Raw genomic sequence first — 13,176 nt, 5'->3', positions numbered from 1 at the left:
ATCATTGAATATATATCCTTTCAAGAATCCATACAGTTATTCCCAACCGGCCTTATCACGAATACATCTGTAGGGGATTCCGTAATCCTTCTTCACTGTCCATTCATCGTTAAATGTCTGTCCCGCTATAGTAAGACCTGGCAGTTTGATGTTCACCCAAGCTACGTTCGGCCACGTACCATAACAAGCTAAGTCTTTCACATTGGGAGTAGCTCTATCGTATGGGTATCCCCCCAATATACGCAAATTAGTAGCCTCATCGTCTTTATCGAACCAACAGTAAGTATATAAAGCCTCTGCCACTTGTGATTTAAGATGCTGTCCTACCCACAAAATATAATCTTTTGCCTCTGCATCATTCAATGCTGTCCAGCCCTCGGGACAAAGATTCTTCGCCCCCTCATTACCCGTTTTACCTTTCATAGGAGTATTAAACGTATATCCTTCAGTTCCACAGAAATAAGCCTTATCTACTGTATTATGGACAAGATAGGTGGACTGACGACAGTGCACTGGCGAATAGAGCTTCTCTTCCCACGATAGACAAGGAAGCGGAGTGCCTGGATACGGATCGGCAAACCCGATTACCAACAAGTTCTCATCTGAAACGGCTCCGTTAAGATATGTGATAGCAAACTGGCTTGTCTTCTCAGGATGTGCAGTCACCGTGTAAATAATCTCATGACGATAAAGACCGCTACCTGCATCTTTAGTAGATGAAGAAATGGTAAGCCATTTAGGTAAGCTTCCGTCATACGCAGCGTCCAATGCTGCTGAACTATAATCCGTAACAACACGTTTTATAGTATATGGCATTGCAGCATCAGCTGCAATTTTTACATAAGTCCCTTTAATATCTGTACCAGCAATGATAGTAGCTTTGTTATCCATTACAGAGATTCCGTCTTCAATCGTCACCCAATCAATTGAAGTACCGTCTTTCCATTCTTCTACTGAGATATCAAAGCCTGTAGAACCGGCTATCTTTTTCGTATTAAGCTGATAGAGATAGTTGGCCTCCACATTGATATCAGCAGTAAGATTCAGATAAAGAGTCGGACCTTCTGTATTGGTATTGGCAAGTTTAGTGGTAGCCCATACTACTGTTTTTTCATTCTGCTCAAGAGTTGAAGTCAACTGAGTGGGATAAAGATAGAAACTTTTTCCATCATTAGCTAAATCAGCTGCCGGTATTTCCAGAACATCAGCAGAGATATTGCCTGCATTACCACTTACATCACCTATGAATCCTTGAGTGTATCTATTCTTAATATATACCTTATCAATCACTAATCCCGATTCTGCCGGATCATTCAGCAAATCAAATCTGGCTACACGTCTTTTAAGTTTTACATCAATCTGATTATCGGAAGATTCTACATCAGCAACTGTTACATACTCCTTACCATCTGTTTTGATATTGGACATAACAAATGGAGGATTCAACTTACCACTCTCCGCAACAGTCTTACTATTTAGCAGTTCTTCGATTGTATTTGTTGCACTCATATTAGGGAAGTTGTTCTCATCCTCACTCTCCACAATAATAAATCTCTTTTCTCCTCCAGTCGAAGAAGCTAATTCTACAGTATATGACCTTGTATCATCGTTTACACCTACAGAAGCAGCTGCATAATTTAAGACATACCTTTGTTCATACTTACCTTCTTTGCTAAATTGATAAAAGGCTATTTTGTCATTAGTGCCTCCATTTTCGTTACCAACACCTACTGCCTTAGTAAGGAATGCCCCCGGAGTATGCAAGTTAAATGTTATTTTACCTTTGCCAGAAGACTGGAGATCATCGGAAGTTGGATTTTCATCACTTTTCGAGCAACCAATTAATAAAACGGTTGAGAATAAAGCTAGGTATATAATATTCTTTAGAATCATTCGTTATTTAGTTTCAAACCTTTGAATTAAGAATAATTACAAAGAGGTTGATTCAAAACATTATTTGAGACCAACCTCTTTATCGTTTGTCAAGCATTACTCCACTTAATCCCATTGAATTTGTTGATCCATATCTGGAATCAACGTATTCAAATCGCGTTGCATGCTCAAAGTACCATTGACTGTATATTTCAGCCGATTGCCCGGACTAAGGGTATAATCTTCAAAAGTATAGTCTATATAAAGTGTATAGTAGACATGCTTCAGATACGGTTTCGTAGCGTCCATTTCTTCAGTAATAGTATATAGTGGTTGTTTCTCACGAGCTTCACCTACGAGGTCAACTTCCTTCACAAGCGCAAAATTGTTACCGTCCGCTCCTCCATTATCTGTCCAGATTTTCAATTTATACTTACCTTCAAAATACTCATCCGTAAACTCAACAAACAACTTATAATATTTACGATCAATGTAGTTTGCATCCCGAAGCCCCATATAAAAGAATATCGTATTGTCATTATACACATATGCTTTATGTTTGGAAACAGTAAACGCATCTTTCTGACCTTCCAAATAAATAAGTGATTTGGAACCATCATAAATACCCGAATAGTCATTGAATGGAATCACATTCAATAAAGCTTTCCGATAGTGCTTGTGCTTATTAGATTCATAATCATATGATTCATCATCTTTTATAGTTAAGGGAAGCACATATTGTTCCACCATATTTAATGGATTAGCATTATCCATTCCACCTAATGTAAAATCGATGGGCAATAATGTTTGTCTCTGTCCTGCTGGGATTTTCACTGTTTCCGGCATGGTATAATACTGCGGATCGAGCTGTTTGTAATAAAGTTCCGTACGATATGTTCCAAACCGTTCCAAGTTCAAAGAAACTAATGTATCGGGATCTAATCCGATATGTACCGTTCGATCTTGAGAGTTTACAGTAGACCCGCTGACTAATACGGGAACATCATACCGTTTCACGCCATCCGTCTGATAACGGACATAAATAGGAGAAACTCCATCACTATTCAATGTAGCTTTAAAAGAGACCAACTGAGTAAACTGTTCATCTTCCCACTCATTGTTGCACGACATGCAGCCGATAGCTACCATCGCAATCCAAAGTAAATATTTCTTTTTCATATTCTTGCCTGCTATTGGTTTTATTCCGGATTTGTCCAACCCGGGTTTTGAGTCATCAATACATTCCGTTTCATAATATAATAGTGAATCGGATAGAACCACATTTTCGTAGAGAAGCTGCTCTTCAACGAGGGGGTTTCCACCGGAGTATGGAAAGCTGCAGCGCTCGATTTTGTTGCATATATATTGCAACCATAAACAGGAAGTGACTCTTCGATAGGTGCATCACACCAACGACGCAAATCCCAATACCGATGTCCTTCGGCAAAGAATTCGATCTGCCGTTCACGTTTCAGTTTGATGCGGAACTTGTCCGGGTCTCCATAAACATCGTAGTCAGGTAATCCGGCACGAATACGGACAGGCTGGATACCTTTCTTTAATTCCTCCTCCGTACGTGCAATGGAATATACCTTTGTCCCATCCCATGAAGGCATCTCATACGAAGTCGTCAATTCATTCAATGCTTCTGCATAATTCAGCAAGATTTCCGCATAACGAATATCTGGTGCTGCCTTAGCAACGATACGACTTTGGTCGTATGATTTATCCACATCCGAAATATCATAGGGATTAACATATTTCTTAACTCCGATGCCGGTATTCAGCCAATAAGTGCCCGGCTTATACCCATCCTGTTCATCTCGATAATAGAAAATCTGCACATCTTTTTCTTCTTTTTGCTCTGGATCAGCATTAAGCATATGCCAAACACTTCCGTTATATCCCACGGACGCATAAAAACGGGGTTCGCGTTGCGCATATTGTTTGCAGACACCTGCTCCCTTACTACCCAATTCCGGATAATTATTCAATTCCGATGCCTGAACTATATCTGTAAGATAATCATCTGCATCGTAGCGGCTTGGATCGGTATATCCATCTTGTCCGGCATAATTTTTATTCATACCCGGACAGTCACTACCATCGTTCATATAATATGCATCACACTGTTTCTGTGTCATACCGTGACAATTGTATCCTCCTCCTTGCGAGCGAGGAAGCTGATGAATCACCATTACTTCTATGTCCTCACTACCTTGGTTCTTTCCACGAGAAAATATTAGTTCAGGGTTATTATAAATACTGACAGTACCATCGAACAAAGAACGGTAAGAATCAAACGGGTCTATGTTTTCCCAACCATTCGGCCATTCATTGAGATGAAAAGTCCCATTGTCATCAGGAGGTGTAATCGTAGCCGGATAGGCCAAGGAAGAATAGTCTCTTTTATAGGAGACATACAGCTGGTATCGTTTCAGTTCCATGACATCTTTAGCCGCTGCCGCAGCCTTTGCCCATTTTGACTCATCATAAGTACTCGGAAGTAACTGGCGTCCGTTTTTATCAACCAATGCCGTAATCACTTCTTGCGGAGCCTTACCATTGAACAGGGGACTTGCTGCATAAAGTAACACTCTCGAACGAAGCGCTAATGCAGCACCACGGGTAGGACGTACAATCTCCTGCAAGTCGCGCCGATCCTGCAACATCGTGGCAGCTTTCACACATTCACCGACAATATAGTCGACACATTCATCATAAGAGTTACGCAATAAAGAGATTTCATCATACTCTTTTGTATAATCAAGAGTTTCATCGGGTACAATAGGAACCGGACCAAATGTGCGGACCAATATCCAATAGAAATAAGCACGCAAGAAATGCGCCTGTCCTTTCATATCGATAATATCGGCTTCCGAAAGTTCCTTATTCATATCCACATTGTTTAAGAAGATAGATACCTGACGGATCGCTTTATATGCATTTTCCCATATATTCAAGTTAATTTTATTTCCTGTTTCCGTATATGTACCACAACGCCAACCCGAATAATCAGAATCCCCATAGTACATATCATCAGCAAAATTGAATGCAATAGTTTTCTTACTGCATACCTGTTGCATCTCATTGTTATTCAGAAATTCATAAGCATAAGCCAACCATTCATTGGTATAGTTTTTATCCGCAAAAACCTTTTCTATTGATATCTTCTTATCAAAAAGATAATCAGAATCCAAGAAATCGGAACAGCCGGTAAAAGCAGTTCCCAACCCTACTGCCAAACATAAATGTATAATAATTTTTTTCATAATTTCTTGTTGTTTATAAATTAACTTGCACTCCCACTGAGAGTGTTTTGCTTAGCGGGTATTTCTTTCCATCCGAGCTTCCCAACTCCGGATCCCATAACTTGAAACTGGAGAAAGTAAGTAAATTAGTTCCAATAAAGAAAACACGAACTTTATTCAAGTGAAGTTTGTTCACCAAAGCTGTCGGGAAAGAATAACCGATATCAAGTGTCTTCAAGCGTATATACGAACCGTTACGTAACCAATAGCTGGACTGTAATTCGTTGTTCGAGTTCGAGCCGTATGACAAACGCGGATATTCAGCATTCGGGTCCTCGTTCACACCTAGTATCCAACGGTTACCCTCCGCCATTTCTTTTAGCACATTCCCCCAGCCATCTCCGCCACTGAACATGTGTACAGTGGTGCCATTAATAAAGAACGACGACTTTCCGGCACCTTGGAAATGCATATTGACATCCAGCCCTTTCCATTTTGCAGATAGTCCAAAACCGTAAACAAGATTCGGTTTAGTGGTAGAACCAATCGCTACTATATCACCACTATTAATAAGACCGTCACCATTAATATCCGCATATTTGATATCACCCGGCATAATATCTCCTGATTGTTTCGGGCTATTGCGAATGTCATCATAGTCTTTGAACAACCCCAAAGCCAAATAGCCGGTTGCCTGGTTCACACGTTGTCCTCTCTTCAATTTATATTCATAGATTGTATTCTCTTCGTCATACTCTATAATTTCATTCTTACTGTAAGTAATATTACCACGCAACGTGAAATTGACCTTACCGATTTTCTGTTTCAAAGCAAAGTTTCCGTCGAATCCTTTTGCTTCTACGATACCGACATTTGCCTTCGGCGTATATTCGACACCGACCTCATAAGGTATTGAATTCCTCGCTTTATAAATTCCTTCACGATGTTCGAAGAAATAATCAACAGCTCCAGTTAATTTGTCGTTGAAGAAAGAAAAATCAATACCTAAATCCTGTTTGGTAGAGACCTCCCATGATACATTGGCAGAAGCAATAGAAGAGTAATGTCTTCCATTCCATGTCTTTGCAGCGCTATTAATATCCGAGAAATTGAATGAACCGGAAGTATCAATATTATAAGTATATGGAAAACGGAGGCCTTTTTCTAAAACGTCATTACCGGTTTTACCCCATGAATAGCGGATTTTAAACATATTGATCGTTTTCCCCATATGATTCTTGATGAAAGGCTCTTCTGCAACGTTCCATGCACCGGAGATGGCAGGGAAGAAACCAAAACGATAATCTTTATGGAAATTCTCTGATCCAGTGTACCCAAAATTGAAATCAACGAAGTAACGATAATTCCAGTTATAGTTAACGCGTCCGGCTATACCTTGATTGCGACGAGGTAGTGTCTTGTTCAGTTCAGTACCGATACCTTGCGTGTAAACTTTGGAAGATTGGGTGTATTTCAGTACAGCACTCGGATGGTGTGCCTTAAAAGCACGATTATAGTGTAATTCCCATTCAAAGAACTCATTACGATCACCACTTGAACCAGAAGATGTATTTTTATCCATTACCTTCTCGTCTCTTATTTTCGTGAAGAGTAGCGAACCGTCTGCCTGCCGATAACGGTCAGCTTTCCAAACCTCCGGACTCTCGTAACGTTTAATCCAGTTCGAGTTGTAGGTATCGTAACCGAACCGCCCTACAAAACGCAACCCTTTCGTAATGAAATCCAGTTTCTGTTCTAAAGTGACATTAGTCTGGATATTGTTTTTCCAACTTTCATTATATCCGGTCATAGTGGCCTGAACCCACGGATTCAAGTTATCATCCTTTTCTGACCACGCGGGGATACGCCCATCGGAATAGGTCACAGGCATCATGATCGGATTATAACCCATCAACACAGTCCATATATTATCTGTACCCGAACCCGGATCGTTCTGTTTGCGCAAAGAACCCGAAATACCAACCTTCAACAAAGTTGTTTTAGTAATATCGATATCAACGTTCATACGATACGTCCATTTTCGATAATTGGCATTTGTATTGTAGTTCTTTAAGGATCTGTCCGACTTGTACATACCTTGCTGATCTTGGAAACTACCGCCTACATAATAACGCGCCGTCTTTCCACCACCGGTCATATTCAACGAAACACGCGAACTCCACGCACCGTCACGCATCATTACATCCATCCAATCCACACTCGGGAAACGATCCGGATCCAAACCTGTGCGGAACAACTCCAACTCCGTATCAGAATAAATCGGTGCCTGATTGCGCGCCGCTTTTGCTTCATTCGCCATTGAAGCATACGTATAACCGTCCACGAACTCCGGTGTTTTGGTAAGCATACTGTAAAAGCCTTCCGCTTTCGCATTGATATTAATCTTTCCTTCCTTACCCCGACGTGTATTGATCAAAACCACACCATTGGCACCTTTACTACCATAAATTGCTGTAGCAGAAGCATCTTTCAACACTGTGAAAGATTCAATATCTTCTACACTGACTTCGTCGATGTCGCGTTCGAAACCATCTACCAGTACCAATGCCGCCGTATTTGCGCCAAACGTAGAAATACTTCGAATCCAAAACTCGGATACACTACCCGGACGACCAGATGTCTGCATTGCCATAACGCCAGGCACCACACCAGCAAGACCATCAACCACCGAAGTAGATGGCACAGCTTTCAAGGCATCCACATCTACATTCGTCACAGCACCGGTCACTGCAATCTTCTTTTGTGCACCCAACCCGGTCACCACTACTTCATCAATAACAGTAGAAGCTGCCTCTTTCATGGTGACATTTACCACAGTCTGCTCCTTGATCAACACATTCGCCGTCTCATAACCAACATACGAAAAGACCAACCGATTATACGCCGGCACACTAATCCGGTACCCTCCATTGATATCTGTGATGACACCCAACCCCGGCATATTTTGCACAGAGATGTTTACACCAATAAGCGGTTCTTTCTCAGTATCCGTAACAATACCTGTTACTGTAATAGTTTTCTCCTGCGTCCACCCTTGCAGGGAAAGACCCATCAACAGTATCCCTATAAATAATAATTTTTTCATAAAACATGTGTTTATCATTGATTATTCTTCCAACGCAATTTTACGTATCACTTTGTTGTTCCGCTCTCCTACATAGAAACATTCTCTCTTCTCATCATAAGCGATTGCCCATGGACGATCAAACCGAGCCTCCGTACGCAATGCACCATCCGCATACCCACCATCCGCAATATCATTCCCACGTCCGGCAAAAGTATAGACACGCCCTGTCGGTGTCAATACACGCACGCAGTTATTATAGTCATCCGTAAAATAGAAATCATATTCATCTTCCTCACCGGCATAATCGGGATTTTTCACAAAAACGCCCTGACCTGGTCCTCGCATCCGTACTGTACTCCCCACACCATCAGCATATCCGGCAGAGCCATCGCTACCAGCAACAATATAAGGAGTTCCGAACGTTTTAGCCTCGTCATCATAATCCAAACGCGCAATATAACCGGAATTATTACCAGAATAATACAGACGCATCATATAGGCATACTTGCCACTGGGATGAAGAACCAAACGCAGGTTTTCCTTTGTTTTCACATGTTTGCTAGCAATGGTCGTCTCTTTCGTTGCAAAGTCATATCGGTAGATATCTTGTGTATAATACGCCGTATAATACAGTTGTCCATCGGGATGAATCATTGCCGCATTTCCTGATTTCAATTTACCCAATGTACTTTCCAAATCTACTTTTGTTGTGAAACCGGAAGCACGACTATACACAATATTAACATTTCCAGAAGAACTTAAGTCACGGGTTACAACCATATCCTGATTCTCATCCGGCGTCCAAGTTATGATAGTAGGGCGTTCTGTAGAATAAGAGATATGGCTTAAAAATTCCACAGTTTCATTTGCAAAGTTAACCTTGCGGACAGGTCCCAAGGCAGCACTAGAGATATACATGATGTCAAAATTAGACTTGGGATCAAATGCAAACCAGCTAATTCCCTCCATATATCCGCAATTATCAAAAGAGCCTTCCGCCTCCTTGGCATCATTCCAATCTTCAAAACGTTGTCCGGCAATAGTCGTCACCAACCACTGTTTTTTGTACGTAAACTTGGCCTCTGCCACAGCATAAGCAATTTCTTCACCTTCATCATCACAAGCTGAGACTTCCACTTCATCTCCATACGCCCCCTTAGGTACTACACAATACAAGGCATCATTCTTTACAGAAATAACATTGGCCTGCTTGCCACCCACAGTGACGCTAATTTTTGAAACATCATTTCCGAAGTTGTTCCCATATACCATCAGGTTGTTACCATAGCCAGCTTCCTTCGGCATAAAATCGGTAACCACAATCGGTTTGCTTGGGTCGAATCCCCCTTTCAAATCATCGTCTTTACAAGACGTAAAGCCAAATGTAAATAAGGCAAGCACAGCGGCACATAGGCAACCATGCAGACTTTTCCAACATTTTTCCTTTTTCATATGTTAAATTTAATAATTAATAAATCTTACTTTCTCATTTATAGAACACTGGGATCAAGTCTGACTCAGAAGGCAAATAATTTTTGATATAAGGCCATCCATCGTCCGTCCACTGCAAGCGGTCGAGCATTCCATGACGTCCTGCGAACGTAGATTTATTTCCTTTCTCCTTGTAATAATAACTATGGTAAATCATCCATTCTGTACCCGCATCGTCTTTAATAATAACGGAATTATGTCCTGGACCGACCCACTTTGTTCTATCACCACCATCTACAACAGGCTCCCAGCTATTGTCAAGCATCTTCTTTCCTTGTTTATCAACATACGGGCCTAATAAACTTGTTGAACGCCCTACAACCACTTCATAGGTACTATTTTGGCTGGCGCAACAGTTCCCAATAGAAGCAAACAAATAATAATAGTTACCTTTCTTATAGATATTGGTACCCTCGAACGCATTACCACACACCTTCTCTTTCAAGACAGGATTACCATCCACATCACGTTTCACAGCAAGCCCATCATCCGTAAGCTCTACTACATAAATTCCTGTAAAACTTCCATAGAACAAATATTTATGTCCATCCTCTTCATAATAGAACTGATCAATACAGTTTGCTCCAAATTCTTCATTTGAAAGCAACTTCTTACTATCCAAGAAAGCACCCTTGGGATAAGCACTAGTGTAAGTTCCCAATGGAGTATCAGCCGTCACCACACATGTATGGCTCTGGCCGGTACCATTCATCTTGGCATACGAATAATAAAGAACATATTTGCCATTGATATATTGCATATCCGGTGCCCAAAAAGCATTATCCGTATTCCATGTAGGCTTTGTTGCTTTTTGAAAAGCGTTTTTCTCATATTTCCAATTCACCAAGTCTGTAGAGCTATAAACAGGCATCCAATCATTGGAGTTTTGGGTAGCATACCAATAGAAACGTCCATCTTGTGCTTTAATCACTGTTGGATCGGCTACACTTCTATCAGAAATGATCGGATTAGTATAAAACTGCCCCACTACTATATAATGAATGTTATCCTTACAAGTCACCGAGCTAGTAGAAGGATTAGCCAACATTAACGGCAACAAATAATACTTCACCTCAATAGCATTCCGCCGGATTGTAAGTTTAGCTTCTGCCTCATGATCTCCAATAGCATATTTCACTTGTCCCAAGCTATAACTTCCTTCCGGCAACAACTCATAGTCAGTACTATATTGTTTATTATAAGTTTCTAATAATTCAGATGCATTTTCAGGAACTTTAAGGTCGCAAATGAAATCCCAATTACTTGCCAGATCCTTGCCATCTACCTTATAATCAAGTATCGTTTTTACCGTAGTAGTAACAGATACGTCGTTCACGTTTACCTTTTCTACAATTTCAGGACTAACTATTGCTACATTGGCATAATCGATAACAAGTTGAAGCAGTAGATCACGTTGCCCTTTTCTCAGCTCCACAACATCACTGTTTAGTCGTAAAGGAATCAAATAGTGAGTTCCTTGCTGTATCGCAGATATAATTTGAGAAGCTTTCACCTTTATATCGACATTAACTTCCTTCACACCTGATGCAAGTACAACTTCCGATGGAGTCACCGAATAATATGTCTCTGGAAGAATCACAAAAGAAGTTTCTTCTTTTTCATTATAAGCATTTAATTCATCCTCATTCCATACATCTAATTTTGCTGCAAATTCAGAATCAAGATTTCCACCATGCTTTTTCACCGTCACAGAAAACGTTGCCTCTTCTACATTAGCAACCGAAAGCCGGTTTAAACCATATTGTTTTAAAGATAAATAAGGTTTTGTCACTCCCCCACTTCCAGAAGTATCATCTGATTCACAAGAAAAGAATAGAGATAATCCTACCATTAAACACATTGTGCCAATTCCCAAGAATGTTTTTTTAATCAATTTGTTATTCATTACACATAGATTTAAGTAATACTTAGTGTGTTTTATAAAATAAAAAAGTGTTATCCTTTAAACAGCCCTTTCAACTGTATCTAAAAACCTAAACTCCTAGTATACAATAATGATCATTACCCTCACAGAAGTCCTATCAGCCCTATTGTCTGATACAAAAGTAGAAAAACAGAACTATTTAAGATATTAAATATAGGTCAATAAATGAAAAATTAGTCCCAAACAAATCTAAAATACTCAAAGGTAGTCTAGATAAGCACTTATTCATCTTATTCTGAACAATATCTTTCTTTTATTGGATAATTTCTTTTTGCGATCTGCTTTTATATACCGTCACACATGCTTTTATAGTGATGGTATTTCAAACTAATAGTAACCCTGTCTTATCTAATTGCCTTCTTTACAACCGGACAAACTAAATCAGCATACCTCATCATACCTAAGTCTGTAAAATGAATACCATCTATAGTAGCCTCTCCATCCTCTCCCAGCATATTCTTTGATGAAATAAGAATGATATTTTTCTCATTTCTTTTCTTTAAATGATTGAATATCTCTTTCAACGTATCATTCTTTCGTCGCACTTCTTTAGCAACCCTTTCATCATAAAATGTGTGAGGAAAAATAGGATCCTCTATAAAAATAATTGGTGTATCCGGATGTTTACTACGGATGATACGATAGAATGTTTCCAGTCGTTCTTTCATCTGTACAACAGAAGCATTAGGCACAAAGTCCAAAACAAAAACACTAGCTTCTACTTTAGCTATCACTTTAGCTACTTCCAAATCTAGAAATGCATTTCCACTGAATCCTAAATTGATACATTCACGGTTTAATCTTCTCGATATGATATTAGTATGTGCCATCCCCGGACGTGAAGCACAACCTCCTTGAAGAATACTGGTTCCATAAAAAACAACAGGATTCTTACGAATTGGATAATCCATTAACGGTTGACTGATAGTAGCCAGAGAATCAACTCCTATAGACAGAGAAATAAGACCATCATACAATGGCAAATAAAGCATGTATTCTCTTTCTTCAGGGTGCATATTTTTTATAATGGTGGCCTGATTTATTTTTCCTTTCGGACGGGCACTATTGACAAAATGCCAGTCACCATTCTTCTGAAGACAGTAAAGATCTAAACCTTTTGCACCAGTATCAGTCATATGATTCATGTGGGTATTAAAAAGAGCCACCCATTTAGCTGCTATCGTAGTGGAATTACTACGGAAACGTATTGCCATTCCCGCAGAGTTACGGCTTAAATTCCATAATGGAGCACGAGAAATATTCTTTAATGAATCCGGAAACCTTTCATATCGTGCCCCAGCACTCTCTGTCGCCCTTCCTAATAGTGGAAAATTCGAAGCATCGTGGTATACTAATTGAGCATGTATATGAAACACTAAAAAAAGTACAATAAAAATACAAAATTCTCTTTTCATATTCAAGCATTATAATTTCAGACCCTTCAAAAATAAATAGGGATATTCCTAAAATAATAAAATTTAAGGCAACTAATTCATTGCGAGTTAGTTGCCTTTTTTGTATCTTTAAGC

At 39.8% G+C, this 13,176-nt stretch carries 7 protein-coding genes; all 7 read right to left on the bottom strand.

The window, feature by feature from the left end; genetic code table 11:
- Positions 1-36 precede the first annotated feature (36 nt).
- Entirely contained in the window at positions 37-1,893 is a 1,857-nt protein-coding gene (locus LPH68_RS05910) for a hypothetical protein (RefSeq protein WP_134985598.1), read from the bottom strand.
- Positions 1,894-1,998: 105 nt separating this feature from the next.
- Positions 1,999-3,051, bottom strand: a complete 1,053-nt coding sequence (locus LPH68_RS05905; RefSeq protein ID WP_134985597.1) for a DUF4973 domain-containing protein — start codon at positions 3,049-3,051, stop codon at positions 1,999-2,001.
- A 20-nt stretch (positions 3,052-3,071) separates the two neighbouring features.
- A complete protein-coding gene (locus LPH68_RS05900; protein ID WP_151922865.1) occupies positions 3,072-5,144 on the bottom strand; it encodes a RagB/SusD family nutrient uptake outer membrane protein in 2,073 nt (690 codons plus the stop codon).
- 13 nt (positions 5,145-5,157) lie between these two features.
- Entirely contained in the window at positions 5,158-8,229 is a 3,072-nt protein-coding gene (locus LPH68_RS05895; RefSeq protein ID WP_151922864.1) for a TonB-dependent receptor, read from the bottom strand.
- 21 nt (positions 8,230-8,250) lie between these two features.
- Positions 8,251-9,663 (bottom strand): IPT/TIG domain-containing protein, encoded by a 1,413-nt coding sequence (locus LPH68_RS05890; protein ID WP_151922863.1) that lies wholly within the window; start codon positions 9,661-9,663, stop codon positions 8,251-8,253.
- Between the two features lie 34 nt (positions 9,664-9,697).
- Positions 9,698-11,608 carry a family 43 glycosylhydrolase gene (locus LPH68_RS05885; protein WP_134985594.1) on the bottom strand — a complete coding sequence of 637 codons (1,911 nt, stop codon included), beginning with the start codon at positions 11,606-11,608 and terminating at the stop codon, positions 9,698-9,700.
- A gap of 383 nt (positions 11,609-11,991) precedes the next feature.
- Positions 11,992-13,062: an SGNH/GDSL hydrolase family protein gene (locus LPH68_RS05880; RefSeq protein ID WP_151922862.1), complete on the bottom strand. Its 1,071-nt coding sequence runs from the start codon at positions 13,060-13,062 to the stop codon at positions 11,992-11,994.
- Between the last annotated feature and the right edge of the window lie 114 nt (positions 13,063-13,176).

Origin of the sequence: Bacteroides sp. 1_1_30 (genome assembly GCF_020982715.1) — a bacterium.
GTDB classification, from domain to species: Bacteria; Bacteroidota; Bacteroidia; order Bacteroidales; family Bacteroidaceae; genus Bacteroides; species Bacteroides xylanisolvens.
The sequence above is the reverse complement of the archived record's forward strand: the minus strand, read 5'-3'. Positions and strand labels throughout refer to the sequence as shown.

Coding starts and splice junctions, on each gene's coding strand:
- LPH68_RS05910 (WP_134985598.1), bottom strand. CDS start 1,893: ATGATTCTAAAGAATATTATATACCTAGCTTTATTCTCAACCGTTTTA.
- LPH68_RS05900 (WP_151922865.1), bottom strand. CDS start 5,144: ATGAAAAAAATTATTATACATTTATGTTTGGCAGTAGGGTTGGGAACT.
- LPH68_RS05905 (WP_134985597.1), bottom strand. CDS start 3,051: ATGAAAAAGAAATATTTACTTTGGATTGCGATGGTAGCTATCGGCTGC.
- LPH68_RS05895 (WP_151922864.1), bottom strand. CDS start 8,229: ATGAAAAAATTATTATTTATAGGGATACTGTTGATGGGTCTTTCCCTG.
- LPH68_RS05880 (WP_151922862.1), bottom strand. CDS start 13,062: ATGAAAAGAGAATTTTGTATTTTTATTGTACTTTTTTTAGTGTTTCAT.
- LPH68_RS05885 (WP_134985594.1), bottom strand. CDS start 11,608: ATGAATAACAAATTGATTAAAAAAACATTCTTGGGAATTGGCACAATG.
- LPH68_RS05890 (WP_151922863.1), bottom strand. CDS start 9,663: ATGAAAAAGGAAAAATGTTGGAAAAGTCTGCATGGTTGCCTATGTGCC.